The organism is Paenibacillus sp. J22P59, from assembly GCF_059383895.1.
In genome coordinates this window covers 47594-72693 of sequence record NZ_JBXENX010000001.1, presented here as the reverse complement: position 1 = coordinate 72693, position 25100 = coordinate 47594, and the positions used below count along the sequence as shown (strand labels likewise).

Here is a 25100-nt window from a genome sequence, read left to right as displayed (position 1 = left end):
CCCCTTTCTAATGCTGTAAGAGTTGGTCTTTATGCTTAGCCAGCGCCCCTCTTAACCGTAAAATGGCTTTGGAATGAAGCTGGGAAATTCGCGATGGTGATAGCGACATTACTTCGGCAATCTCGCTTAAGGATAATTCTTCATAATAAAAGAGAGAAACGACGGTTCTTTCCTTCTCAGTCAGCTTCTCAATCCCGTTTATCAGTGAATCTTTCAGAAAAAACTCATGTGCTTTATGATCCGGGTTTTTTGCTCTCTCATCAACCAGCAAAGACAGCCTTGTCTCCGCTTCTTCCTCTCTGATCGGGTCTTCCAATGAACAAACCGTAGTAATTGCAATTTCATGAAGCATGGTGGTGAATTCTTTCTCGCTCACATTCAAATGCTCGCTAATCTCAGCATCCGTCACCGAACGCAGAAATTTTTGCTCCAGCTGCTGATAAGCCTCTTCAACCTTTTTGGCCTTTTCCCGAACTGATCTTGGCACCCAGTCTCCTTGACGAAGACCATCGATAATAGCACCGCGGATACGCCAAGACGCATAGGTTTCGAATTGCAGTCCTCGTTCATAATCAAATTTCTCGATCGCATCGATCAGGCCCATAACTCCGTTGCTTGCCAAATCATCTTTGGATACATTTTTTGGCAAGCCGATCGCCATACGATTGGTTACGTAATCGACCAAAGGCAGGTATTGCTCGATCAAGCTCTTTTTAGCCTCAATGTCTCCATCATCTTTCCAAGCTTTCCACATCGGAATATTCAAAGCTGCAGTCATTTATTCACTCTCCTGTCAGGTGACGAATTGCTTTCGCCAGTTCTTCAGGCTCTTTTTGCTGAGCGGATACAAGCTGCGGAGGAGTCAAGGGACGAAATAGCTCTTGCTGCTCCTTTTGATCTTGCTTCGACAATTCAATAGAGCCGGATGCGGAAGAACGAGTGTCTTTTTCTAATTGCGATTTGAGCATTTCATTAAGATCTTCGCCCTCATCCGGTGTTTGCAGATCCAGCTTGGTACCTTTGCCTTCCTCTTCAACCCCACCACTTGCAATCACTGGCGGCTTCAAGATCATCGCAAGCACTGCCCGTAATACGAATGCAATGGCAACGAAGGCGATGAAGGCATACACGCTGCGAAGCAGCATGACCGAAAGCGGGTTTTTACCAATTGAGAAAAGGATCGTCAGCACAGCGCCAACCAGTCCCAGACTCATATTCCATCGCCAAGTTCCAACCATTGTAATCAAATCTCCTTTACACCAAGCTGCACGCTTTTTATAGTCAAAATGCCATTGCTGCTGTCAATCTCAATCGTGCGGCCATAATTTCCTCCCGTATCCTGTCCAAATACAGGAATCGAGTAACGAATCATCATTTCCAGGCAAGATTCCACATTTCGGGGGCCGATTCGCATAGCGTCAGACTGTCCCGAGAAGGCGAACATTTGTGCGCCACCGGCCATTTTAGCTATAACACGATCTGCCCGGGCTCCAGCTGTTGCCATTCTTGCAATCAACTCAGGTATTGCAGTATCCGCGTACTTAGCCACATTCAACGTGGTTTCTCTGGCTATATCAGAAGAAGGAAGCATAACATGCGCCATTCCCGCTATTTTGGTTACGGGATCGAACAAGGTTAACCCCACACAAGAACCTAGACCTGTTGTCCTTAGAATGGCTCCTTCTACAGCAATGTTTAGATCAGCCATACCTACCCGGACTACGTTATTTTGAATCATCCGGCAATACTCCTAGGGCAAGAAATATTTTGTTAAACGACAGCGGATCTGGAATGAGAAAAAACTGGCCTTCCAAATCCTCTCTGCCTTCTAAAAATTTAGTCTCGATCAGCATTGCAGAATCTCCCATCTCGCCATATTCCGCAAGTCCGTAGCTGAGTATGGCACCCGCCATATCCATGACAACTGCTGGTGGGGACGGCGCCATGGATAGCCTAGTGAAATCTGCCAATGAAGACAAGTAGGAGCCGGCCAAAATATTGCCGATCTCGCATAAAGCCGACATCTCCATCTCCGAGTAGCCCTCAGGCTCTACAGCAGGCAGAGCCAGCAATTGATTTAATAAACGCTTTGCTGAATGCTCTTGTATGATAAAAAACATATTGCCCGGCGCTTCGCCCTCCACCCGAAGAAACACCGCAATAACGACTTGCTCTGAGCCGCCTACTCGATCAGCGATTTGCTCGAAGGGCAGGAGGCTGACTTTCGGCACATCCATATCCACTGGCTTGTCCAGCAGACGTGACAGGGCTGTGGCTGCATTACCCGCTCCAATATTGCCGACTTCTCTTAGCACATCTAATTCAAAGGCTTCAAATCGACTAAATAAACTCACATCAAACCTCTAGCTGTTCGAGCTGAATAATTTCATTTTTATTCAACACTTCGGATAGATTCAACATAATTAGCAGCCTATTATCACCGATTTTTGCAATGCCTCGCAAATATTTCGCTTTTACCCCGCCTACGATTTCTGGAGGGCTGTCGATCGTATCCGTATCAATATCAATAACATCATTCGCAGAGTCAACAATGAAGCCAACCTCCAGCTCTCCTGCTGCTACAACGATAATACGAGTATTTTCAGTTGCCTCAGTCTCGCTTAATCCGAAACGACCGCGCAGATCAATGACAGGCACAACAACGCCGCGTAAATTAATGACGCCTTTGATGAAGGCCAGTGTTTTGGGAACTCTAGTAATGGCTGTTAGACGTTCGATCGTCCGCACCTTATCAACTTCAATACCATACTCTTCATTTGCCAGTGCGAATACGATTACTTTTAATTCTTCTCCCATCGTGAAACCCTCCCTATTTGATTAGTGCATTGGGGTCAATAATTAATGCAACTTGCCCATCACCCAAAATAGTAGCGCCCGATACCGCTTGTATATTCGTTAAATACGAGCCTAGCGATTTCAATACGATTTCACTTTGACCAATGAACTCATCAACCGTTACAGCGGCCCACTTTTCGCCTTTTTTGACAACAACAATTTCTGTTTCTTCCTCATCCGACTCATTGAAATCAGGACACTCCAATACTCGGCTAAGGGATACAAGCGGGATAACCGTATTGCGGAATTCAATCATTTGATTGCCATGCACATTAAGAATTTGATTCCTTTGAATAATGGCAGTCTCTACTATTGAGGACAACGGAATCGCATATTTTTCTGAGCCGAGCTTGATTAACATGGCCGAAATAATCGAAAGAGTAAGCGGCAGCTGTACGGAAAACTTTGTTCCTTTGCCAAATACAGAATCGACAGTTACATTGCCCCCAAGCGATGTAATCTTAGAGCGCACAACGTCAAGTCCAACACCGCGGCCAGAGATGTCTGAAATTTTGTCGGCAGTACTAAAGCCGGCTGCAAAAATCAGCATATTTATCGCTTCATTGCTCAGCGTCTTCGCTTCCTCTGAAGTAACTACGCCGTTCTTAATCGCTGTCTGCAATACTTTCTCGCGGTTAATCCCTTTGCCGTCTTCCTCTACTTCGATGAAGACATGGTTGCCGCTGTGATAAGCTCTTAAATAAATCGTTCCTGTCTCTGGCTTGCCTGCTGCAATTCTCTCGCCAACTGTCTCAATCCCGTGATCGACCGAATTGCGAAGCAAGTGCACGAGCGGGTCGCCAATCTCATCAATTACAGTCCGATCCAGCTCCGTCTCTGCACCGATAATGACAAGGTCGATTTTTTTATCCAATGATTTGGACAAATCACGAATCATCCGCGGGAAACGGTTGAATACCGAATCTACCGGAACCATTCTAAGCTTCAATACGATATTTTGCAGATCCGTGCTTACACGTGTCATATGCTCAATCGTCTCTGTCAGATCATTCCGCTTAATTTCGCTTGAAAGCTGCTCCAATCGTACGCGGTCGATAAGCAATTCGCTGAACAAGTTCATTAGGCTGTCCAGGCGATCAATATCCACCCGAATCGTCCGGGAGATGGTCGCAGGAGCAGGTGCCGCCGCTGCCGTCTGACCACGTGTAGAGGCTACCTCTTTGACAGCTTGCTCTTGCTTCACTTCCACTGTCGATTGTTGCTCGGCTGCCGGCTCCTCTGGAGCTGTCGCATTCAGCAGCGTAAGTGATTCTTCATCAAGCAGCGTTACTGTTACCGACTCGATCTCCGAAATAGACGATATTTGCTTTTGAAGCTCCTCCGCCGTCAAACGGGATATCGTAAACACAATAAAGGAACGGTCATATTTTTCTTGTTCCAGATCCTGCACGGAAGGCTCTGACTTCACAATCTCTCCGGCTCTCTCCAGCACATCGAACACCATATAGGCACGAGCGGCCTTCAGGACACAATCCTCACGAATCGTGACTTGAAGATAATAGGCCAAATGACCGCTTTCTATAGATTGAAGAAGAATAGACGTTTGGAACTCATCCAGCAGCCCTCCGCCTTCAGCCGCAGCCGGTTTAGCTGAAGCAGTGTCTGTACCCGTTGCAGCTGACGGGGCTGAGAGCTTATACTCCCCTTTAAAAATGGATACAAGTGCCGCGACGATGCTCGTTACATCGGCCTTGCCTGTACCCCCATCAACAATATCCTGCACCATAGCTTCCAGCGCATCTAGGCCTTTAAAGAGCGTATCGAAGATAAAGCTGTCCATCTTCAGCTTGCTGTTGCGCACCAGATCGAGCACATTTTCCATTTCATGTGTCAAGGATGCCAGATCCTCGTAACCCATGGTTGCGGACATTCCTTTTAACGTATGTGCGGAGCGGAAAATAGATTGGACGATAGATAAATCCTCAGGCTCGCTTTCCAGTCGCATTAAATTTTCATTCAACGATTGCAGGTGATCATTGGATTCGTCGATAAACATCGACAGATAAGCATTCATATCCATTTTGTTGCACCTCCTGTTGGGACTTGGGCTAATCTGTTATTTCAAAACTGCGTTGCGAAGCTGTGCTGCAATGCGTTGCAGAGGAAGCACTACTGTTGCCGCGCCATTCTCGATCGCGCTGCGCGGCATCCCATATACGATACAGGTTTCCTCTGCTTCGGCAATAGCGGGCTCAGCCCCGCTCTCAATCAATGCCTTAAGTCCCTTGGCGCCATCGCTGCCCATCCCTGTCATAACAACGGCATGTCGCTTCAGCTCTTTGAAGGGAATTAACGATTCGAACAAAATATCTACGGAAGGACGATGTCCGTTTCTCGCTGGCTGTTGTGTCAATTCTATATAATAGCCGTTTTGATCTTTGGCTGCCCCCATATGGAATCCTCCAGGAGCAATATAGACTACCCCTGTCTCCAGACGTTCTCCCTGCACAGCCTCTGTCACATGGAGCTGGCTAAAGCTATCCAGCCGTTGTGCCAGAGATTTGGTGAACTTAGGAGGCATATGCTGTACGACTAACACGGGTGCTGCTAAATCACCCGGCAAGGAACTAATCACTTCATGCAATGCCCGCGGTCCCCCTGTAGAAGTTCCGATTGCGATAAGATGTCGGAATGTCTTGCTCCGTGAAGGAGAATGAACCTTCTTCTGCTGACCAGGCTTATTCTCGGATGACGGTATAACCGACTTCCTTGCTGTATGTAAAGGGGCATTTGCCTCATGCTTAATTGTTGGTCGCTCCGGCCTCTCGGCAGCTCCAGTACTGCGCTGCTTGGTTTGCTCGGGCAGCGCAGGCATCGGCAAAGGATTCCCTAATTTTAATTGTCGCTTGGTCTTCAGCAGATTGCTTGGCTGAGATGAATCAGGTGCAGGATTTGTGGTCAGCTCGACTATCGGTGTATAGCGCTTCGTGAGCACTGCTATTTTTAATTTCTCAATCAGAAGCTCCCCGACCTGTACAATGTCATTAGACAACGCATTAGACGGCTTTCGAATAAAATCAAAAGCTCCGTGCTGCAGTGCCTTAATGGTCTCCCTCGTGTTCTCTTCACTAATGCCAGACAACATGATAATTGGAGTTGGATATTCCTTCATAATGGCCTGCAGCGCATCTATGCCGTTCATCTCCGGCATCTCCAGATCAAGGGTGACAGCATCTGGTTTCCACTTTTTAATAGCCTCGATTGCTTCAAGTCCGTTGCTTGCTGTGCCCACAACCATAAACTGCGGGTCCTTCATAATTAAATCACTGAATATTTTTCGCATGAAGGGCGAGTCATCGACAACAAGGATGCGATAAGGAGCCATTTTTTCCCTCCTCACATTCAAAGGATTATCTATGATAGTCTGAACATTTTTTGTAAAAACCCTCTGACGCCACCGCTTAATGAAAGCAGCTCAGGCTGCTCATCTTCCGCGAATCGTCTAGCGATTGCTTCAATTGCTTTTGTTGCGTCAGTACCAGGGAAAGCTACTGAGAAAGGAACTTGGCGCTTTACTGCTTTGGATACGTTAGGATCGTCAGGGACGATGCCCAGCGTAGGAAGCTCGGCATTCAGGAATCGCTGGGCGACCAAACTAATTTTGTCAGCGGTCTGTTTGCCTTCTTTCCGGTCTGCAGCCCGATTAACAATTAATTTGAATTGTGCGTCGATATCCATCGCCTTGACCATCTTGATTAAAGCGTAAGCATCCGTAATCGAAGTCGGCTCTGGCGTTGTAACGACAATTGTTTCCTCTGCCGCTGCAATAAACTTAACCGTCTCCTTGGATAACCCGGCACCTGTATCAAATAAAATGACATCGTATTCCCCATGAAGCTTGCCTACTTGCTCAGAGAACCAATTCAGCTGATCCTCTGACAGCTCCAGCAGATCCTTGAAGCCAGATCCTCCTGCAATGAAGTGCACCCCTGAGGGGCCTTCTTGTACAATATCCCAAATCGTTTTCTCCTGTTTGAAGAGGTGATAGAGATGATAAGAGGAACGAATGCCCATCAGCACATCAATGTTCGCCATCCCGATATCCGCATCGAATACCATCACTTTCTTGCCTAATCGTTGAAGGGCAATGGCAAAATTCAAGCTAAAATTCGATTTGCCCACTCCGCCCTTCCCGCTTGTGACGGTAACGATACGCGATGCCCGTGCGCTGTTTTGCCCATTTTTTTGCTTCACTAAGTTGCGCAGCGCTTCCGCTTGATCATTCATCGACTGGCGCCCCCAACAGTTGCTCGATATAACTCTCTGAATGGAAGATCGAAATATCATCCGGTACCGTCTGCCCTTTTGCTACATAGAGGGGCTTCAAGTGATGGAGCATCGCCAGATTCAGAATAGCACCATAGACTGACGTTTCATCAAGCTTGGTAAAAATAACTTTATTTACGCCATATTTGACGAAATGTTCGGCAACGGTCATCATGTCTTTTGTTTTGCCTGTCAAGCTTAGCACGAGAACCGTTTCGCTTGAGCCACCCGTTTGGAGCAGGCTGTATACTTCGGATACATGGAGCTCATTACGAAAATTACGGCCTGCTGTATCCATATAAATCAGCTCGCGATCCTCCAATTGCTTGAATGCTTTGGGCAGATCCATTGGAGAAAACACGACTTCAATCGGTACATTAAGAATATTGGCATACGTGCGAAGCTGATCAACAGCTGCTATCCGATAAGTATCCGAGGTAATAAATCCGACCTGCCTGCCATTCTTGATGGTCTGCTCAGCAGCAAGCTTGGCAATCGTCGTTGTCTTCCCGACACCAGTAGGCCCAACGAAATGTACAACCTTGGCGTCTTTGCTAATCGTGTCGTATGCGTAAGGCTCGATCCACTCTCGAACAAACTGCCTGGCATTTGTCCATACCTCTGCGACGCTCATCGGAGCTGCTTGCTGAGCCTGCTTCTCTTCGATCTGATGAATAAGCCTCTGGATGAGCTCCGAATCAACCTCCTGCTCGATAAGCCTGTCTTGGAGCGCTTTGATAGCAGGAGGAACTTCTTTGCTTGGCCCGCGTGATGACAGATGAGCAAGAGATTGCTTAATCATTTTGATTTCATTGAGCAGATCGTCGTTAATTTGATGTAAGGCTTGAGCTGGAGCAGGAGGCTCCATAACCGCCGTTGCAGTCTGGTGAACCGTTTCGTTAATTGCCGCTAGAACGGCATTAAGATCGGTTGTCGGTCTAGGCTGCTGAACCGGCTGAGGCGCCTTCAAGGCGCCATCCGATTCAATCGCTGCTATAACCTCCATCTTCTTCTTGCGGAACATTCCCATAAACCCGCCGACACGAATCTCTTTGGTGTTAAGGATGACAGCATCCTTACCGAGCTCGCTGCGAATCATCGGCAGTGCTTCCGGAAGTGCGTTCACTACATATCGTTTTACCCTCATAAGTTCACCACCCCTACGCTTTGCACTTCAATGTTAGGCTCTAGCTCGCTATAAGACAGTACAGGCACATCCTGCATCGTCCGTTCAACAATTTGCCTTAAGTACATGCGTATCGTAGGAGAGGTAAGGACGACGGGCTGCTGACCGGATTGAATCTGCCGATTCACTTGTTCGTTCAGCTTCTGATAGATCTGCTGCGTTGCAACCGGATCAAGAGCAATGTAGCTGCCTTGTTCCGTCTGTTGAACCGATTCTGCAATTTTCTTCTCAAGAGATGGACCGACGGTAATGACTCTTAATGTATCACCAGAAGCTGTGAATTGCTGCGTAATTTGTCGTGATAACGCCTGCCTCACGTATTCTGTTAATATATCAGGGTCTTTGGTATAATTCCCTTGGTCGGCCAATGACTCAAAAATCGTAACCAGATCACGAATCGATACTTTCTCACGGAGCAGCTTAGCAAGCACTTTCTGAAGATCTCCAATGGATAGTATAGATGGCATCAATTCGTCTACCAGAGCTGGATAGGATTCTTTCACATTCTCAACGAGAGCTTTCGTTTCTTGTCTTCCAATTAACTCATGTGCATGTCGTTTAATAATTTCTGTCAAATGCGTTGCAACGACAGATGGCGGATCAACAACCGTATAGCCCGACAACTCGGCTCGTTCTTTCATTGGCTCATCAATCCAGATTGCTGGCAATCCAAAGGCAGGCTCTGTTGTTTCAATACCAATGACCGAATCATCCTCGAAACCAGGACTCATCGCCAAGTAATGATTCAAGAGGAGCTCCCCGCGGGCTACCGTGTTCCCTTTAATCTTAATCACATATTCGTTAGGCTTTAATTGAATATTATCTCTAATTCGAATGACGGGTACGACTAATCCGAGCTCAAGAGCGCATTGTCGCCGGATCATAATTATCCGATCAAGTAAATCTCCACCCTGTTGCGTATCTGCCAGAGGAATAAGCCCATAGCCGAACTCAAATTCAATCGGATCTACTTGCAGCAAGCTAATAACACTCTCTGGACTTCTTACCTCTTCAATTTCTTGCTCTTCGACGAGCATTTCTTCTTGTTCTGCTTGCTTGGTCAATGCCTTCTGCATGAACCAGCCGCCTAGAGCAAGAAGCAGTGCGAAAGGCAACGTTCTTATAAGACCAATCGGTGTGAATAACCCGAGTAATCCAATTGTACCTGCTACTATGTATAATAATTTGGGATATTTGAACAATTGCGATGTAACATCATCTGCTAAATTCCCATCCGATGCTGCTCTTGTTACAATCAGGCCGGCCGCCGTGGAGATAAGGAGTGCTGGTATTTGGCTGACAAGTCCGTCTCCGATCGTTAAGATCGAATACGTTTCTAATGCTTCTTGAAAGTCAAATCCATGAACAGCCATACCAATAATGAAGCCGCCGATCAGGTTAATGAACAAAATAATAATCGAAGCAATGGCATCGCCCTTGACGAACTTACTCGCACCGTCCATCGAACCGTAGAAATCAGCTTCCCGCTCGATTTTGGAACGACGATCTCTCGCTTGCTGCTCATTAATCAATCCAGCATTCAAATCAGCATCAATACTCATCTGCTTGCCGGGCATCGCGTCGAGCGTGAAGCGTGCTGCAACTTCGGCTACCCTCTCAGAGCCCTTCGTAATAACGAGGAACTGAACAACAACCAGAATAAGAAAGACGATAAAACCGATGGCCACCTGACCGCCGCCAACCCATGAGCCGAAGGTGGCTACGACCTCCCCCGCTTCTGCATGCTGCAGAATGTTACGAGTAGTCGATACGTTCAGTGCTAATCGGAATAACGTGGTAATCAGAAGGAGGGCTGGGAAAATCGAAAAATCAAGCGCTTCCTTCGTATTCATTGCAATGAGCAAAATGACTAATGCTACTGATATATTAATAATGAGCAAAAAGTCTAGTAATAAAATAGGGATAGGGATGACCATCATGAGTACGATGCCGATGATCCCGATTAGAACGACAAGATCTTTAAGTTTCATGATGCTGCCTCCTCCCTTTCCTTTAAGATGATTTTGCGCGGCCCTTTACTTTATACACATATGCCAACACTTCTGCCACAGCTTGGAACAGATCCGCTGGTATAGAGTCTCCAATATCTGCCCGTTCGTACAACGCTCTGGCAAGAGGCTTATTTTCCATCATTATGACGCCATGCTCTTTTGCCACTTCTCGAATCCTTAACGCCACATGATCCATACCTTTGGCAATAATGAGCGGTGCCTCCATCTTGGAAGCATCATATTGCAAAGCAATGGCAAAATGCGTCGGATTCGTTATGATGACGTCTGCTTTGGGCACTTCCTGCATCATACGCTGCATAGCCATTCTACGTTGTCTCTCACGAATGCGGCCTTTGATTAAAGGATCACCCTCAGATTTTTTAAATTCATCTTTAATGTCCTGCTTCGACATTCTTAGGCTCTTCGCATGCTCATACCTTTGATACATATAGTCTGCAAAAGCGAGTACAACGAGGACGGCACCAATCTCGATGCCAAGCCGTATCGTCAGACTAGCTGCAAAGCTATATATATGTTGGAGCGGCAAGCTCGATAGCATGAGCATCCTGTCCCAATCGGCAGCAATCGCTCGATAGACCAATATTCCGATAATTAGAAGCTTCAATATACTTTTCACAAATTCCACAAGGGAGCGTGCAGAAAAAATATTTTTGAATCCATTGATTGGATTCAGCTTCTTCAGCTGCAGCTTCAGCGGCTCGCCAGTCAATAGAAAGCCGAACTGCGCCACATTACCAAAAATGCCTACAAGAATCGCTATAGCAAATATCGGAGCCAAGAATAGAAGCATTTGAACAACAATATCGTAGAACAGAACCATGACGTTACCAGTCGTGACATCCATGGTTAGCCAATCATTAAATAAAGAACCAAATACGATCATAATTCGCTGTTTAAAGTAGCCGCCTATCATCATAAATCCGGCAAAGGTGAAGAGTAGAATTAAAGCGCTTGGCAAATCGGCAGATTTGGATACCTGACCTTTTTGTCTTGCCTCTTGCGTTTTCTTTGGCGTAGCCTTTTCCGTCTTTTCCTGGCTAAACAGCTGCAAGTCGAGCTTTACATAATACGTTTGCACGGTTGCAGCCTCCTTATTGCCCTTCTTGTTGTTGAATAATGCCGAACAACTGCTCCAGATGTTCGAACAACATGGAGAAAAGCCTTTCAAAAACGACAGCCAAGCTGGGCATTAATAAAAAGATCATGAACAAACCGATTATAATTTTTAATGGCATACCGATAACAAATACGTTATATTGCGGTGCTGTCTTGGCGAGAAAGCCTAGTCCTACATCCGTTAAAAACATAGCTACTGTAACCGGCGCTGCCACTTGAAGAGCAACCATGAATGTCGTAGCGAACGTTCTCGTCAGAAACTCAGTGATGCTTCCATCATAAATTCTGCTGAAAAATTCGTTAGAAAGCGGCATCCATTGATAACTGTCCATTAATCCGGAAAGTAAATAATGATGGCCATTCATCATCAAGAAGATCATGATCATAAGCATATACTTGAAGTTGCCGAACAGCGGCGAGGATATCCCGGTTAATGGATCTACCACATTCGCCATTGCGAAGCCGATCTGCAAATCTATCAAGGCACCCGCAGTCGATACAATAGTGAAAAAAAGGTACACCACGTAGCCTAACAGCAATCCAATCAATACTTCACGAACCACATAAATCAAATATTGCGCATCAAGCGGGATAGACTGATTCATTCCATAGGTCATAAAGACGATAAGAGAAATGAAGAAGCCTAATCCGATCTTGAAGGTATTCGGGACACCACGCATGGAAAACAACGGTGCCACGACGAAAAATGATGTTATTCGACAAAAGATAAGCAAAAAAATAGGAACATTCTTTACGATCAAATCCATCTTTGCGACTCACAGCCTATCCGATGTATTTATGTAGATTATTCAGCAGATTGAAAGTGAAATCGACAACTGTATTTAGAATCCATGGGCCAAATACAATAATGGATAAAAAGACCGCTACGATTTTGGGTACAAAAGCTAGCGTCTGCTCTTGAATTTGTGTCGTCGCTTGAAAAATACTGATGATTAATCCAACGACTAGAGCGAGAACGAGCATCGGCGCGCTGGCTTTCAATACCGTGTATATGGCCTGTCCAGCCAATCCGATGATGAAATCAGCACTCATTGAACGTCCCTCCCGCCTTCACTCACGTGTTGAAGCTTAATAATAAAGATTTGACAATCAAGTACCAGCCGTCTACTAAGACGAATAAGAGCAGCTTGAAGGGCAAGGATATCATAACTGGCGGGAGCATCATCATCCCCATCGCCATCAAGGTACTGGCCACGATCATGTCTATAACCAGAAACGGAATGAAAATCATAAAGCCCATCTGGAAGGCTGTCTTCAGCTCACTTATTGCGTAAGCCGGGACAAGCACCGTCAGAGGGATATCCTCGTAGGTTTTCGGCTTTTCCGTCTTCGTATAATTCATGAACAACATCAGATCCTTCTCCCTTGTATGAGAGAACATGAATTTCTTCATTGGGATCGTAGCTTGCTCGAACGCTTCCGTTTGAGTGAGCTCCCCTTTTATATAGGGCTGAAGCGCCACATCATTCACTTGCGAGAATGTGGGAGCCATGATGAAAAAGGTTAAAAACATAGCAAGGCCGATTAGAACCTGATTCGGCGGCATTTGCTGTGTACCAAGCGATGTTCTCACAAATCCCAGCACGATAACAATTCGCGTAAAGCTAGTCATTAACACTAGAATTGCAGGAGCAATGCTTAATACCGTAATTAACAGCAACAGGGATAATGCACTCGTCCCCTTATCCTCACTTGCGTCGCCGAAGTTAATATCAATATTAGGCAGCGGCTCCGCGAATGCCGTTGATGACAGCAGCAGAGCGATTAGCTGCATTACGACAATTGATATCCACCATTTATTTTTCATTGTCATCCATCAACCGTTCATTAGGTTTTGAGTCATTGAGCAATGATTCCAATTGCTGCTTGCGGTCCGCTTGCCGATTCAGATTATCACTCAGCATACTCTGAAACGAAGAGGAGGTATTCCACTCCGCTTCCTTCGGATCAGGCTCTTTGCCTGGCTGGCGGAACCGTTTGAGCCATTCAGCCACTGTGCTCGCTGACAGCATGCCTCCTGCTTGCTGCTGTTCAATAGCAGCTATGATCGCCTGTGCGGCTTCCGGATCATCAATTTTATCAAGCAGAGTGACATTCTCGCCTACTCCAACAATATATAGACGTCCTGCCAATTCAACCACTTGCAACGAGTTATTCTGCCCCAGCGCAACGCCTCCGAGTGAGCGGAGCGCACGATTCGTGCCCCATACCCGGTTGCGCTGAGACAACCATTTGATAAGTAATATAATAAGACCAATAACAATAAGCAGAGAAACAACAACCCAGATCAAGCTGCTTGTCATATTCTCAGGTCCTGATATGGTAGGAGCTTCATCTCCGCTTATAGCTGATGCAGCTGCAGCAGTCGGCAGAAGGGCCATCCCCATTCCAGATCCTATCATCAACCTTGAATATAATTTCAACACACTCGTAATGCCTTAACCAAGTGTCTTCTTAATTGCTTCAATAACACGATCCGCTTGGAACGGCTTAACGATAAAGTCTTTTGCTCCAGCTTGAATCGCATCAATTACCATAGCTTGCTGCCCCATTGCCGAGCACATAATGACTTTGGCATTTGGGTCCTGCTTCTTAATTTCTTTCAGCGCGGATATACCATCCATCTCCGGCATTGTAATATCCATTGTAATCAAGTCAGGCTTCAATTCCTTGTACTTTTCAATTGCTTGAGCACCATCTTGTGCTTCACCAACGACTTCATAACCATTCTTGGATAAAATGTCACGGATCATCATACGCATGAATGCTGCGTCGTCTACGATTAGAATGCGGTTTGCCATCTTTTTTTTCCTCCTAAGGTGCTATTGTAATTTTTGAATGCGGTCCCATTGGCTGACGATGTCTGTTACACGAACACCGAAATTCTCGTCTATTACGACGACCTCACCCTTGGCGATCAGTTTGTTGTTGACCAAGATGTCAACAGGCTCACCAGCCAGCTTGTCCAGCTCGATAATCGATCCTTGCGATAGTTCCAGAATGTCCTTAATTTGCTTTTGGGTCCTCCCTAATTCTACGGTAACCTTAAGCGGAATGTCGAGAAGTAAATTGAGGTTTGTATCATCCGCTTGTACAAAAGGCGTATTGTTAAAATTAGCAAATTGTACAGGCTGAACATTCACGTTGCGATTTACTGCTTGACCATATGTATTTGGGCCCGGCGGCTGCATAGGCGGCATCTCATAATAGCCTGCTGGCGGCTGCTGATATTGCTGCTGTTGCATCTGTGATGCTGCTGCTACAGGAGCTTGCGCTGCCTCTTGCATAGCTGGTTGGCTTGGCGCCGCTGGTGCCGGTGCCGGTGTGACTGCTGCTGGTGCTGCTGGAGCCTCTGGCTCTACTTCCCCCATAAGGATCGAGACCATTTGCTTCGCAAAAGGTACGGGTAGCAGCTGCATAATTCTAGAATCTATCAGATCCCCAATGGTAAGACGGAAAGAGATTTTGATAAATACATCTTCTGGAGGCAACTGCCCCATTCCTCCACCGTTATCTACATCGAGAATATCAATGCCTGGCGGCGAGATGTTGACAAAACGGTTGAAGATGGTCGACATGGATGTAGCGGAAGACCCCATCATTTGGTTCATTGCTTCTTGCACCGCGCTGATATGAATCTCGTTCAGCTCCTGCAGAGTCACGTCACCTTCTCCACCTAACATCAGGTCAGCAATAACTTGCGCATCCCTTGTCTTGATTACTAGAGAATTAATGCCTTGAAATCCATCTACATACTGAACGCTAACTGCAACATGCGGCTTTGGAAATTCATCAGCCAAATGCTCACGTCTAATAAAGGTAACCTCAGGCGTTGTAATGTCAACCTTTTTCCCAAGCAAAGTGGATAATGCAGTAGCAGCACTGCCAAATGTGATATTCCCGATCTCGCCTAAAGCATCCTGTTCCATATCCGATAAGAAGTCCGATAGCTGAGCTTCTCCTGCAGAAGTCTGCATCGTTGTCAAATCGTCTGAGGATTGATTTAACAACGCGTCAATTTCCTCTTGCGACAAATAGTCTTTACTCGTCATATTCTTCTTCCGCTCCTTCGCTAACTACTTCATCCACCTGTATGGCAAGACGATCCTTTATTGAGCCTGGGCTGCCAATAAATTTAAGCTTCTCTCCCACTTTAATTCGGAGTCCTTCATTAATCGGTTTGTTCAATGAAATAACATCGCCGGCTGACAAGCCGAGAAACTCTCGGATCGTAATCGACGACTCTCCAAGCTCTGCTACGATCGGCAGCCTTGCCTTGCTAACGCGCTGCTCCAGCATTTCTACTTCAGCAGGTATGCGTTCTTTCTTCTGGGAAACGAACCAATGATGTGCGGACAATCTCGGCATGATCGGTTCAATGACGACATGCGGAATACAGAGATTGATCATTCCGGTTGTATCGCCGATTTTCGTGCTTAATGAAATAAGAGCGATCGTTTCATTCGGCGACACGATCTGCATAAACTGCGGATTCGTCTCTAGTGCTTCCATTCTTGGCGAAATATCAATGATTGTCTTCCAAGCTTCTTGCAGGCTCTCAAACGTCCGGCTAAAGATACGCTCCATGACAATCGTTTCAATCTCAGTCAAATTATTGATCTTCGAAGGCGCTGTACCAGGACCGCCTAGCAGCCGATCCAGCATAGCATAGGCAACGTTAGGATGAACCTCTAGCACCATGCGACCTTCAAGCGGTTCCGCTTCGAATATGTTCAATATCGTCATCTTTGGTATGGAACGAATAAACTCGTCATATGGCAATTGTTCCACCTGCACAACGTTAATCTGAACAAACGTGCGTAGCTGCGCTGAGAAATAGGTTGTCAAATATCGCGCGAAGTTTTCGTGTATGCGGGTCAAGCTTCGAATGTGATCCTTCGAAAAACGAACAGCGCGCTTGAAATCATAGATACGTACCTTTTTTGTTACTTCTTCTTTTTTTAGCTCGTCTGCATCCATTTCTCCGGAAGACAAGGCAGCTAGAAGCGCGTCTATCTCATTCTGCGATAAAACATCAACCAATTCTCTCACCCCTTTCAAGGAATGTGGACCAAGCGTTTATATCTCCGCTAAAGTAAAGTTTGTAATTTCAACCTTGACCAATTTTTTACCATCAGGCAAGATCGGATTTATCAAGTTCAGAAGTTTTGATTCCAGCATATCCTCGCCTTTGGAACCGCTCAACTCCTCTGCTGTCATATCCGCTAACATACGATTAATAATAGGTCTTACTTCAATGTCGATAAGCTTATCAAATTCAGTCTTCGTCTTCTTGCTATCTAGTTGAAACGCAAAGCTCAAAATAACTACATATTCCGTATCTTTCAAATTCCTTCTGAAATCTTTCAGCTCAGATGTAACTTCCAATCTTTGATCAGCAGTCAATTTCTTCACAACAACCTTATTAGGGTCACTCGCTTCTGTGTCGCCGAATAATGATTTAAATAAAATAATAGCTACAATTGCGATCAATGTTATGGCAAGCAAAGTAGTAACTAACCATGGCAGCATTTTTTTCATAACTAAGGACCCTCCGTTTGTTCAATCTTCTGGGTCGCCGCATAAACGCCGATTGTACGAAGATAACTTTGAATGAGCAGCAAAAGCTCAGAAGCAGCTTCTACGACAATTATTTTTTTGCCTGTCGTAAGGGTAACAATCGTATCAGGCGTCTCCTCTATAAGTTCAATAAGAAGAGCATTGACCATCACCTTCGTGCCATTCAATCGAGTTACAGTAATCATCTTACGCCCCCTAATACCTTGGGGAGGCCTAAGCCCCCCGCCGGTTAACTATTAGCGTTTCAAGTTAACGACTTCTTGCAAGATTTCATCTGAAGTTGTAATGATACGTGAGTTCGCTTGGAAGCCGCGTTGCGCAACGATCATTTCAGTAAATTCAGCTGTAAGGTCTACGTTCGACATTTCCAGCTGGCCTGCGATAACCGAGCCTGTTCCCATTTCCGCATCACCTGCAGTCAAGATTTCGAACTCGCCTTCAGGATTGGCATTGGCTGTAACCTGATACAGGTTGCCTCCCATTTTCAATAAACCGCTTGGATTAACCACTTTCACAATACCAAGCGTGGCAACGACAAGTGTCTCATCAGCCGTAACGCCCAATATGGAACCATCTTGCCCGATGGAGAAGGATGTAACATCCTCCGGTATAGTAATAGGTGCGCCATCGCTATCCAATACGAATAGTCCATCTGCAGTCACCAATTGTCTGCTTGCATCCAATGTGAAATTACCTGCTCTAGTCAGATAAGTAGGCGACTCATCTCCTGCTGATACCGCGAAAAATCCATCGCCATCAATTCGCAGATCTGTCGGATTATTCGTCGTCATCGCACTGCCAGGCGAGTGAATCGTATCAATGGCGGATATAGAAACGCCTAGACCGATCTGCTTAGCATTGACACCGCCTGTTTCCCCTTCAGCCGAGCCTGTTACGCCCGCTGTCGTCTGGCTCAAAATATCGCTGAACATTACACGTCCGCCCTTGAAACCAATTGTATTAACGTTGGCGATATTGTTACCAATAACATCAAGCTTCGTTTGGAAACCGCGCATACCCGATACGCCTGAATACATAGATCTAAGCATAGATTTATATTCCTCCTGTTATTGTGAAATTGTAGTTGGCCGCTTCTATCGGTCAGCAGCCTGTGGGCCCCCTATTCGGTCCAGCCCTTTTACTAGCTTAATATAACTGCACTATCAATCTGTGTAAAAACATTGCTCTGCATTTGCTTGCCATCCATCGCTGTTACGACGGTACGGCTTGGAACATTCACAATCATTGCAATATCGCGATACACGATTAAGGAATCAACTGCACCTTTGGATGCCGCTTCATCTACCGCATTCATTATTTTGGTCAATGACTCGGGCTGAAGCGTTATCCCCCTCTGCTGCATTCTAACCTCAGCATGATGGCTGAACTTCAATACCTTAGCGTCTAAAAGATCACGAAACTCCGTCGAAGCCTGCTTCGATGTTGACGATTTGGAGGATTGCAGAAGTGCTGATTTAATAGGGAGAATATGACCAATTCTTACACTGTCACTCATGGGGCCGTCTCCCCTTCCCCGTCTGCTTTCGGTTGTTCTTCTCCATCTGATTCTGATTCGCTGCCAGTCTTGGAGATGGAGACGAGATCATCAATCAGAACCATTGTATCATCAGCAAATTTCACAAATTGCTTACCGTTGCTAAGCACGATTCCTGTGACAATGTCCGATACGACTTCTGATTTCCCTTGATCGTCCCATTCGAACCATTCAACCGATTTGCCAATCAAGCTGGAAGCTGAGCCTAAGTTCTGCCTCAGCAGACCAAGCTGATCAGACATATTCATGAGCTGCTCAACTGAAGTAAATTGAGCCATCTGAGCAATAAATTCACGATCCTGAAGCGGCTGCATCGGGTCCTGATTTTGAAGCTGCGTGACCAATATTTTCAGAAAATCATCTTTACCCATTATATTTCCATCAGTTTTGCTAGCTGCAGCTTGTACACTTGCGGCATTGTAATTAGGCCACATGACCTTCGAAGACACGGTTGCCATTCCATTCACCTCCGTCCTACTTATGCACCGTTTGCAAGGCTTGCGTTAGGCTGTTGCGTTAACTGCGCGTCCATATCCCATATCTTGAATGGCCGTCTGTTCAGTCACATTCGTCTCAAATCCGGAATCATCCGCTATTTGACTGCCTTTCGACTTGTTCTGGTTGCTGAAAGATTGCTGCGCATTGCCTTGCCCGTGCTGACCATTCGTTAGCTCTGAAGCCGACTGGCCTTGTGTAACCTCTAATTTATCAACTGACAAGCCTTGCGCCTGAAGCGCCAAACGAAGCTGTGCCATTTGATTATCAAGTATATCTTTTGCGCTTGCTGTATCCGTCTGGAAGATCGCAGTCAAAATCCCATTTTGCATCGTAATCCGTACATCGACCTGACCAAGCTGTTCAGGGAAAAGCTTGATTTTGGCTTCGGATATACCGTTCAATACACTAACATCGAATTTCTGTACGATAAAACCGCTCATTGAATCCGCAAAATCATCTGCCATAACATAAGGTGTAATTGCCGATTTCGTGCTTGCCTGAGAAGCCATTCGAATCATATCCGCAAATCCAGTACCCGCTTGCTGTACAATTGGCTGCTCATTCGTCTGTGCAGATGCATTGCCATTCAAGCTTTCGGATGCTTCATTATCGACAGCAACTTGCAAGACAGCTGGATGCAGTGCCTGTTGGCTTAATCGCTGCAGCAATACTGATGTAGATGCTTGAGGAGCTGCAACAACGAGATCTGTATCAACCAGTTCTTTCCCTTGCTCTGAGCTAAGCTTCGAGCCTGCATCCTTCTGATTGTGAAGAAGCTGCTGCAAAGCCATTAGTTGCTGCCCAATCAGTCTGCTTGGTTCCTGCTGCTGTACGCGTTTCAATGAACCTTCTGCCATAGACGACTGCAAGAGCAAGAGAGAATCCTGTAGACTGCTCTTAACTGCCAGCAGTTCCTGCTCTCCTTCTCCTTCACCAGCTGCTGCAGAGTCAGAGCCTTGAATCGAGTTGGCCTTTACAGCAGGAATGCCCAACAGCGTGAGCAAAGCATTCATTTGATCCAGCATAGCATTCAGTTCCGCAAGCTCAGACGCTGCTTCGCTATCTGTCAGTTCTCCTTGCTCGCCATCAAGCTGATCGATCAAGCCGTCAATTAGCGTCAAAAGATCTGTGTCTTCAGCCGTTTCCAGCAAAGCTCCCGCATCTGCCAGCAGGGCAGCTACAGCATCGGTAGGCGTTGTGCCTGATGGTGCCGCAGCAGCTCCATTACTTCCGTTCATCTGATAGACAAGCGTTTGCTGAAAAACTGCTCCGCCGGATGCTTTAGTTTGAGAACCGCCGATTGCACCTTGGACAGGTACTGCAGGTGATGAAGCTTGAGGTATAGCCATATCCATTATTTTTTCACCTCCCTTCTATTAAAATCATATTTAATGGCTAGTTCCTTATTTGCCAGTCATCAGCTTGGAAACTAACTGTGCCGTTACCTTCTCGTTGCTAGATGACATCTCAGCGATAATTTTGGAACGAGCAGTATCATCAACTGAATTCAAAATTCGGAGAACCTTGCTCGGGCTAATATCCGACATCTTGATTAGCAGGTCCCCTGCGCTCTTCGGATCCATTGCGGTGAACGTAGCTCGCAGCTGTTCCGTATCAAGTGTAGATGCAGGCTGCTTGGATTCTGCTGGCTTCGCTTTTTTCAGCTGTGCTTGAAGAGCCGCGATTTGACGATCCTTAACTGACACGGTATCTTTCAATGCCATCGTTGCATCGGCTGCTGTCTGGGGATTCATCTTCTCCAAAATTTTGACCCGATCATCTGGACGCATAGCTTCCAGTACGAGAACCATCTCTTCAAGCGTCATGCTTTGCAGAATCGGAGCCGCCTTGCTCGGTGACAGCTTCCCGTACATGCTGGCAAGCTCTTGAATCTTGGCTTGATATTGCTCATCTTCAAGCGCCTTCTCATTATTTGAGATCGTAAGCTGGTCAATCTCTGCTTCCAAGCCTTTAATCTCTTGCTCCTGAGTTGTCTTGAGTTCCAGAGTTTGTGTCAGCTCTGTTTCTTTCTCCGTTAACTGAGCTTGCAGCTCTTCCACTTTCCGGCTCATATTGGCAGACTTCAGTGCGTCATCGTTAGTGCCGCCTGGACCTGTCACTATTTTCGGTTCTGGTAGAACCTCCTTCAGAAAAGGAACTGAATTGCCGATTTCGAGCGCCTTATTACGCATCCCTGTGTCCAGCAGCACCCATAGGGCCAATAATAGGACAATCGTAAATAAGATCGGTGTCATAAAAAACATAAGCCTTTCAAGACCGCTGTAACCCTGCTTCTCTAAATCCGTATCTGCCATAATCGCTCACTCCCTCTAGCCATACGCCCCAGGCATTTGTTACGGAACGGCGATCATGAAACGAACAGTCGCCATTTCATCAAGCTCGTTCTGCTCCTTTAGCTGCATGGCGTATCGGAACCGTTCCTGTGCATGTTCCTTCGCTTTCATCCATACCTTCTCGTCTTTCATCTTGTCAGCAAGCTTGGTCCGTTTGTGATCAACGACAAGCTGTGCCTGACGAACCTCTACCAGCTTTTTCTCAATGCACGTGTCCAGAAAGTCCAAATATTGCTGGATTAATTGCAGCTCGGAAAGGACTACAGCTCCTACAGAAGCCTCTTGCTGCTTCTGCTCCCACTCGACTCTAGTTGCGCGAATTTCAGTTAATGTCATTTCCTCGGCCTGCAATGCACCGATTGCAGATGACAACAGCCATTCGGCCTGTGTCTTTTCACTCGTCTTAAGATCGACGATTTTCTGATAGGAGTAACGGAAGGATGCCATTCAACAATTCATCTCCTGTAGAATTCGTTAATTAGTCGTTCCTGTGCTTCTTCCAATCCGACCTTTTCATTGGTCTTCTGCCTCGTAAATTGATTAATAGAATCAATATAATCCATGGCCAAATCAATTTCTTCGTTAGAACCCCGCTGGTACGCCCCAATATTAATTAAGTCTTCCGAATCCTTATATATAGATAGAAGGCGTTTTAATTGATTGGCCGCATCCTGCTGTTCTTCTGTAATAATTTCTTTCATTACACGACTGACAGAAGCAAGTACATCAATAGCTGGAAAATGGCCTTTATGCGCCAGATGCCTGCTTAGAACAATATGACCGTCCAGTATTCCGCGAACGGCGTCCGCAATTGGCTCGTTCATATCATCGCCATCAACAAGCACGGTATAGAATGCTGTAATCGACCCTGTCGGCCCTGTTCCAGCCCGTTCTAGAAGCTTCGGCAGATTCGCAAATACAGAAGGCGTGTAGCCTCGTGTTGCAGGCGGCTCGCCTATGGCTAGTCCGACCTCACGCTGCGCCATAGCATAACGCGTAACGGAATCCATCATTAGCATGACGTTCAGGCCGCGATCCCTGAAGTACTCTGCGATTGAGGTGGCGATCAACGCACCTTTTATTCGTATTAATGCAGGCTGATCGGAGGTCGCTACAATAACGACCGAGCGCGCTAGCCCTTCAGGACCAAGATCCTTTTCGATAAATTCGAGAACCTCGCGTCCGCGCTCTCCGATTAGGGCAATAACATTGACATCAGCAGTCGTATTGCGAGCGATCATGCCTAACAAAGTACTTTTCCCTACGCCAGAGCCTGCAAATATACCAACACGCTGACCTTGTCCGACAGTCAGAAGACCATCAATCGCACGTACGCCAATACCGAGCGGGTCTACTACCCGCGGTCGCTTGAGCGGATTGCTAGGTTCATTATGAGTAGAATAATGCTGCATACGGCTTGGCAGAAAAGAACCATCCAGCGGCTGGCCGAGACCATCCAGAACTTTGCCTAGAAGCTCTGAGCCTACTTGTACACTAAGCGGCTTGCCTGTTCCGACCACATCGCAGCCCGGGCTTATCGAATGAAGATCACCCAGCGGCATAAGGATGACTTTGTTATCCCGGAAGCCGACAACCTCGGCTTTGATCGGTTTGGCACCTTTTGCAGAGTAAATCAGGCATACGTCACCGATACTAGCATCTGGTCCTTCGGATTCAACCGTCAATCCGATAACTTGCGTTACCTTGCCATTAATTCGCACCGGATCTATAGGACCCAAGTGCTCTACATATTTGGATGCATCTAGTTTAATTTTGTTCATCCGCATGACCCCGCTCTTCACTGCTTTGATGAGCAAGTTGTACAAGTTCACGCTTAATTTCTGACAATTGCGTATCGATTCGGGCATCAATACTGCCATATGCGGAACGGATGACACAGCCAAAATCTTTTACCGTTGAGTCAGGCAGCACTTGGAGCTCAGCCTGAGAATCAATGACCAGATTCAGCTCTTCCCTTGCTGCTTGAACGAATGAGAGCTGCCCTGGAGCTACGCATAAGGTAATGACGCCTTGCTCTCTTCTTCTCGCTAACGATTTGCGAATAAGCTCTAATGAAAGCTCCGGTGTTCCAGCCAGTTGCTGCCCGATCACTTTCTCTGATATCGAACAGCTAAGCTCGACGAGAAAAGGCTCTGCTTCTTGAATGATTTGCTCACGCATCTCATAAGCAGATTGCAGAATCGCATTAGCTTCTGACAAGCGCTGCTCCCAATCCTGCTGAAGCTGTGCTGCTGCTTGCTCCGTTCCTTCTGCATAGCCAGCCGAATAACCAGCTTCACGAGACTCTTGCACAATGGCTTCATCTTCCAGCCGCTTCTCAAGCCACCAAGCATCGATTTGAGCTTCCGCATCTCCGATCATCTGCTCACATTGCTGACCGGCCTCTTTAATGCGCTCTTCAGCGAAAGACTGGGCATCCGCAATGATTTGATCTCTAATCGTAATAGTCTCTTCATCAGGCAATAATTCAGCAGCATTCTGAGCCTGCTCGGCATTTTCTTCCACCGCTGCATGCTGGTTCAGCCAATAAAGCTGCTTCAACTGTTCAATCGAGATGACGCTCGAAGATTTTATCAAATTAGACAATGATATCATCTCCTCCGCCGCGGGCTATAATAATTTCGCCGGATTCCTCCAACCTACGAATCGTAGCAACGATTCTAGTCTGAGCTTCCTCGACATCACGCAGCCGGACAGGACCCATGAACTCCATTTCTTCTTTGAAAGATTCCGCCATCCGTTTGGACATGTTGCGGAAAATAGCTTCACGAACTTCCTCGCTAGCCACTTTAAGCGCCAACTGAAGATCAGCATTCTCGATGTCGCGAATGATACGTTGAATGGAGCGATTATCCACATTAACAATATCCTCGAATACGAACATCCGTTTTTTGATTTCTTCAGCAAGCTCTGGATCTTGAATCTCGAGTGCATCGAGTATCGTGCGCTCTGTACCACGGTCTACGCCATTCAAGATTTGAACGATAGAATCAATACCGCCTGCATTCGTATAGTCCTGCGTTACAGTGGATGATAGCTTCTGCTCCAACACACGTTCTACTTGACCGATAACCTCTGGCGATGTACTGTCCATCAGCGCAATTCTTCTAGCTACATCCGCCTGCTTCTCTTGTGGCAATGAAGATAGGATATGCGATGACTGATCAGATTGCAGATAGGATAGCACCAGAGCAATCGTCTGCGAGTTTTCATTTTGTATAAAATTCAATATTTGCATAGGCTCTGCTTTTCTAGCAAAGTCAAAAGGTCTAACTTGAAGCGTCGCTGTCAAGCGGCTAATAACCTCTCCAGCCTTCTGCTCGCCAAGCGCTTTCTCCAAGATTTCTTTCGCGTAGGTAATGCCACCCTGTGAAATATACTCTTGTGCCAAGCAGATTTGGTGAAATTCGCTTAGAATCATTTCTCTCTCAGAGCTGTCTACCTTTCGTACATTGGCAATTTCTAGCGTTAGCTGTTCGATTTCTTCTTCTCTCAAGTGTTTAAAGATTTGAGCAGAAACCTCTGGTCCCAACGTAATGAGAAGGATCGCTGCCTTTTGTCGACCAGATAATCCATTCATCATTTTCGCCATT

Annotated in this window: 29 protein-coding genes; all 29 read right to left on the bottom strand. The window is 46.3% G+C overall.

What is annotated here, in order from left to right:
• Positions 1-7 precede the first annotated feature (7 nt).
• The 29 genes from AC50YO_RS00410 to fliG all read right to left on the bottom strand — a co-directional run bounded on the left by AC50YO_RS00410 (position 8) and on the right by fliG (position 25099).
• On the bottom strand, positions 8-778 hold the full coding sequence (locus tag AC50YO_RS00410; protein WP_494841946.1) for a FliA/WhiG family RNA polymerase sigma factor: 771 nt from the start codon (positions 776-778) through the stop codon (positions 8-10).
• 4 nt (positions 779-782) lie between these two features.
• A complete protein-coding gene (locus AC50YO_RS00405; RefSeq protein ID WP_494841944.1) occupies positions 783-1238 on the bottom strand; it encodes a hypothetical protein in 456 nt (151 codons plus the stop codon).
• Positions 1239-1243: 5 nt separating this feature from the next.
• Positions 1244-1738 carry a chemotaxis protein CheD gene (locus tag AC50YO_RS00400; RefSeq protein ID WP_494841942.1) on the bottom strand — a complete coding sequence of 165 codons (495 nt, stop codon included), beginning with the start codon at positions 1736-1738 and terminating at the stop codon, positions 1244-1246.
• Positions 1725-2354, bottom strand: coding sequence for a chemotaxis protein CheC (locus AC50YO_RS00395; RefSeq protein WP_494841939.1), 630 nt, complete (start codon positions 2352-2354; stop codon positions 1725-1727). Before AC50YO_RS00395 ends, AC50YO_RS00400 begins: the two co-directional genes overlap by 14 nt.
• Before the next feature lies 1 nt (position 2355).
• Positions 2356-2817, bottom strand: a complete 462-nt coding sequence (locus AC50YO_RS00390) for a chemotaxis protein CheW (RefSeq protein ID WP_494841936.1) — start codon at positions 2815-2817, stop codon at positions 2356-2358.
• A gap of 13 nt (positions 2818-2830) precedes the next feature.
• Positions 2831-4897, bottom strand: coding sequence for a chemotaxis protein CheW (locus AC50YO_RS00385; RefSeq protein ID WP_494841932.1), 2067 nt, complete (start codon positions 4895-4897; stop codon positions 2831-2833).
• Between the two features lie 36 nt (positions 4898-4933).
• A complete protein-coding gene (locus tag AC50YO_RS00380) occupies positions 4934-6202 on the bottom strand; it encodes a protein-glutamate methylesterase/protein-glutamine glutaminase (protein ID WP_494841930.1) in 1269 nt (422 codons plus the stop codon).
• A gap of 29 nt (positions 6203-6231) precedes the next feature.
• Positions 6232-7104, bottom strand: coding sequence for a MinD/ParA family protein (locus AC50YO_RS00375; protein WP_494841928.1), 873 nt, complete (start codon positions 7102-7104; stop codon positions 6232-6234).
• Positions 7097-8290 (bottom strand): flagellar biosynthesis GTPase FlhF, encoded by a 1194-nt coding sequence (gene flhF, locus AC50YO_RS00370; protein WP_494841926.1) that lies wholly within the window; start codon positions 8288-8290, stop codon positions 7097-7099. Before flhF ends, AC50YO_RS00375 begins: the two co-directional genes overlap by 8 nt.
• Positions 8287-10320, bottom strand: coding sequence for a flagellar biosynthesis protein FlhA (gene flhA / locus AC50YO_RS00365; protein WP_494841924.1), 2034 nt, complete (start codon positions 10318-10320; stop codon positions 8287-8289). The genes flhF and flhA overlap by 4 nt, the downstream gene beginning before the upstream one ends.
• 22 nt (positions 10321-10342) lie before the next feature.
• Entirely contained in the window at positions 10343-11440 is a 1098-nt protein-coding gene (flhB, locus tag AC50YO_RS00360; protein WP_494841922.1) for a flagellar biosynthesis protein FlhB, read from the bottom strand.
• A 13-nt stretch (positions 11441-11453) separates the two neighbouring features.
• Positions 11454-12245 (bottom strand): flagellar biosynthetic protein FliR, encoded by a 792-nt coding sequence (gene fliR / locus AC50YO_RS00355; RefSeq protein ID WP_494841920.1) that lies wholly within the window; start codon positions 12243-12245, stop codon positions 11454-11456.
• A 16-nt stretch (positions 12246-12261) separates the two neighbouring features.
• Positions 12262-12531: a flagellar biosynthesis protein FliQ gene (fliQ, locus tag AC50YO_RS00350; RefSeq protein ID WP_494841918.1), complete on the bottom strand. Its 270-nt coding sequence runs from the start codon at positions 12529-12531 to the stop codon at positions 12262-12264.
• Positions 12532-12553: 22 nt separating this feature from the next.
• The gene (gene fliP / locus AC50YO_RS00345) at positions 12554-13273 is read right to left on the bottom strand and encodes a flagellar type III secretion system pore protein FliP (protein WP_494843173.1); all 720 of its coding nucleotides are present in this window, start codon (positions 13271-13273) and stop codon (positions 12554-12556) included.
• Positions 13274-13295: 22 nt separating this feature from the next.
• Positions 13296-13901, bottom strand: coding sequence for a flagellar biosynthetic protein FliO (locus AC50YO_RS00340; RefSeq protein ID WP_494843171.1), 606 nt, complete (start codon positions 13899-13901; stop codon positions 13296-13298).
• A gap of 36 nt (positions 13902-13937) precedes the next feature.
• The gene (locus AC50YO_RS00335; RefSeq protein WP_494841916.1) at positions 13938-14300 is read right to left on the bottom strand and encodes a response regulator; all 363 of its coding nucleotides are present in this window, start codon (positions 14298-14300) and stop codon (positions 13938-13940) included.
• 21 nt (positions 14301-14321) lie between these two features.
• The gene (gene fliY / locus AC50YO_RS00330) at positions 14322-15551 is read right to left on the bottom strand and encodes a flagellar motor switch phosphatase FliY (RefSeq protein ID WP_494841914.1); all 1230 of its coding nucleotides are present in this window, start codon (positions 15549-15551) and stop codon (positions 14322-14324) included.
• Positions 15541-16542, bottom strand: a complete 1002-nt coding sequence (gene fliM, locus AC50YO_RS00325; RefSeq protein WP_494843169.1) for a flagellar motor switch protein FliM — start codon at positions 16540-16542, stop codon at positions 15541-15543. Before fliM ends, fliY begins: the two co-directional genes overlap by 11 nt.
• Positions 16543-16578: 36 nt before the next feature.
• Positions 16579-17040 carry a flagellar basal body-associated FliL family protein gene (locus AC50YO_RS00320; protein WP_494841912.1) on the bottom strand — a complete coding sequence of 154 codons (462 nt, stop codon included), beginning with the start codon at positions 17038-17040 and terminating at the stop codon, positions 16579-16581.
• A gap of 2 nt (positions 17041-17042) precedes the next feature.
• Positions 17043-17264, bottom strand: a complete 222-nt coding sequence (locus tag AC50YO_RS00315) for a flagellar FlbD family protein (protein ID WP_494841910.1) — start codon at positions 17262-17264, stop codon at positions 17043-17045.
• Positions 17265-17315: 51 nt separating this feature from the next.
• The gene (gene flgG / locus AC50YO_RS00310) at positions 17316-18128 is read right to left on the bottom strand and encodes a flagellar basal body rod protein FlgG (protein WP_494841908.1); all 813 of its coding nucleotides are present in this window, start codon (positions 18126-18128) and stop codon (positions 17316-17318) included.
• Between the two features lie 92 nt (positions 18129-18220).
• On the bottom strand, positions 18221-18595 hold the full coding sequence (locus AC50YO_RS00305; protein ID WP_494841906.1) for a TIGR02530 family flagellar biosynthesis protein: 375 nt from the start codon (positions 18593-18595) through the stop codon (positions 18221-18223).
• Entirely contained in the window at positions 18592-19092 is a 501-nt protein-coding gene (locus AC50YO_RS00300) for a flagellar hook capping FlgD N-terminal domain-containing protein (protein WP_494841904.1), read from the bottom strand. The genes AC50YO_RS00305 and AC50YO_RS00300 overlap by 4 nt, the downstream gene beginning before the upstream one ends.
• A 45-nt stretch (positions 19093-19137) precedes the next feature.
• Positions 19138-20487, bottom strand: a complete 1350-nt coding sequence (locus tag AC50YO_RS00295) for a flagellar hook-length control protein FliK (RefSeq protein WP_494841902.1) — start codon at positions 20485-20487, stop codon at positions 19138-19140.
• A 48-nt stretch (positions 20488-20535) separates the two neighbouring features.
• On the bottom strand, positions 20536-21447 hold the full coding sequence (locus AC50YO_RS00290; RefSeq protein ID WP_494841900.1) for a MotE family protein: 912 nt from the start codon (positions 21445-21447) through the stop codon (positions 20536-20538).
• 39 nt (positions 21448-21486) lie between these two features.
• Complete coding sequence (fliJ, locus tag AC50YO_RS00285) at positions 21487-21933, bottom strand: flagellar export protein FliJ (RefSeq protein WP_494841898.1); 447 nt, start codon at positions 21931-21933, stop codon at positions 21487-21489.
• Positions 21934-21941: 8 nt separating this feature from the next.
• The gene (gene fliI, locus AC50YO_RS00280) at positions 21942-23267 is read right to left on the bottom strand and encodes a flagellar protein export ATPase FliI (RefSeq protein WP_494841896.1); all 1326 of its coding nucleotides are present in this window, start codon (positions 23265-23267) and stop codon (positions 21942-21944) included.
• Positions 23254-24093, bottom strand: coding sequence for a FliH/SctL family protein (locus AC50YO_RS00275; RefSeq protein ID WP_494841894.1), 840 nt, complete (start codon positions 24091-24093; stop codon positions 23254-23256). Before AC50YO_RS00275 ends, fliI begins: the two co-directional genes overlap by 14 nt.
• Positions 24086-25099, bottom strand: coding sequence for a flagellar motor switch protein FliG (gene fliG, locus AC50YO_RS00270; RefSeq protein ID WP_494841892.1), 1014 nt, complete (start codon positions 25097-25099; stop codon positions 24086-24088). Before fliG ends, AC50YO_RS00275 begins: the two co-directional genes overlap by 8 nt.
• Position 25100: the final 1 nt, after the last annotated feature.

What these genes read in the sequence shown, in the direction of transcription:
- AC50YO_RS00410 (WP_494841946.1), bottom strand. Translation starts at nt 778, where the DNA reads ATGACTGCAGCTTTGAATATTCCGATGTGGAAAGCTTGGAAAGATGAT.
- AC50YO_RS00405 (WP_494841944.1), bottom strand. Translation starts at nt 1,238, where the DNA reads ATGGTTGGAACTTGGCGATGGAATATGAGTCTGGGACTGGTTGGCGCT.
- AC50YO_RS00400 (WP_494841942.1), bottom strand. Translation starts at nt 1,738, where the DNA reads ATGATTCAAAATAACGTAGTCCGGGTAGGTATGGCTGATCTAAACATT.
- AC50YO_RS00390 (WP_494841936.1), bottom strand. Translation starts at nt 2,817, where the DNA reads ATGGGAGAAGAATTAAAAGTAATCGTATTCGCACTGGCAAATGAAGAG.
- AC50YO_RS00385 (WP_494841932.1), bottom strand. Translation starts at nt 4,897, where the DNA reads ATGGATATGAATGCTTATCTGTCGATGTTTATCGACGAATCCAATGAT.
- AC50YO_RS00380 (WP_494841930.1), bottom strand. Translation starts at nt 6,202, where the DNA reads ATGGCTCCTTATCGCATCCTTGTTGTCGATGACTCGCCCTTCATGCGA.
- AC50YO_RS00375 (WP_494841928.1), bottom strand. Translation starts at nt 7,104, where the DNA reads ATGAATGATCAAGCGGAAGCGCTGCGCAACTTAGTGAAGCAAAAAAAT.
- flhF (WP_494841926.1), bottom strand. Translation starts at nt 8,290, where the DNA reads ATGAGGGTAAAACGATATGTAGTGAACGCACTTCCGGAAGCACTGCCG.
- flhA (WP_494841924.1), bottom strand. Translation starts at nt 10,320, where the DNA reads ATGAAACTTAAAGATCTTGTCGTTCTAATCGGGATCATCGGCATCGTA.
- fliR (WP_494841920.1), bottom strand. Translation starts at nt 12,245, where the DNA reads ATGGATTTGATCGTAAAGAATGTTCCTATTTTTTTGCTTATCTTTTGT.
- fliQ (WP_494841918.1), bottom strand. Translation starts at nt 12,531, where the DNA reads ATGAGTGCTGATTTCATCATCGGATTGGCTGGACAGGCCATATACACG.
- fliP (WP_494843173.1), bottom strand. Translation starts at nt 13,273, where the DNA reads ATGCAGCTAATCGCTCTGCTGCTGTCATCAACGGCATTCGCGGAGCCG.
- AC50YO_RS00340 (WP_494843171.1), bottom strand. Translation starts at nt 13,901, where the DNA reads ATGATAGGATCTGGAATGGGGATGGCCCTTCTGCCGACTGCTGCAGCT.
- AC50YO_RS00335 (WP_494841916.1), bottom strand. Translation starts at nt 14,300, where the DNA reads ATGGCAAACCGCATTCTAATCGTAGACGACGCAGCATTCATGCGTATG.
- fliY (WP_494841914.1), bottom strand. Translation starts at nt 15,551, where the DNA reads ATGACGAGTAAAGACTATTTGTCGCAAGAGGAAATTGACGCGTTGTTA.
- AC50YO_RS00320 (WP_494841912.1), bottom strand. Translation starts at nt 17,040, where the DNA reads ATGAAAAAAATGCTGCCATGGTTAGTTACTACTTTGCTTGCCATAACA.
- AC50YO_RS00315 (WP_494841910.1), bottom strand. Translation starts at nt 17,264, where the DNA reads ATGATTACTGTAACTCGATTGAATGGCACGAAGGTGATGGTCAATGCT.
- flgG (WP_494841908.1), bottom strand. Translation starts at nt 18,128, where the DNA reads ATGCTTAGATCTATGTATTCAGGCGTATCGGGTATGCGCGGTTTCCAA.
- AC50YO_RS00305 (WP_494841906.1), bottom strand. Translation starts at nt 18,595, where the DNA reads ATGAGTGACAGTGTAAGAATTGGTCATATTCTCCCTATTAAATCAGCA.
- AC50YO_RS00300 (WP_494841904.1), bottom strand. Translation starts at nt 19,092, where the DNA reads ATGGCAACCGTGTCTTCGAAGGTCATGTGGCCTAATTACAATGCCGCA.
- AC50YO_RS00295 (WP_494841902.1), bottom strand. Translation starts at nt 20,487, where the DNA reads ATGGATATGGCTATACCTCAAGCTTCATCACCTGCAGTACCTGTCCAA.
- AC50YO_RS00290 (WP_494841900.1), bottom strand. Translation starts at nt 21,447, where the DNA reads ATGGCAGATACGGATTTAGAGAAGCAGGGTTACAGCGGTCTTGAAAGG.
- fliJ (WP_494841898.1), bottom strand. Translation starts at nt 21,933, where the DNA reads ATGGCATCCTTCCGTTACTCCTATCAGAAAATCGTCGATCTTAAGACG.
- fliI (WP_494841896.1), bottom strand. Translation starts at nt 23,267, where the DNA reads ATGAACAAAATTAAACTAGATGCATCCAAATATGTAGAGCACTTGGGT.
- fliG (WP_494841892.1), bottom strand. Translation starts at nt 25,099, where the DNA reads ATGGCGAAAATGATGAATGGATTATCTGGTCGACAAAAGGCAGCGATC.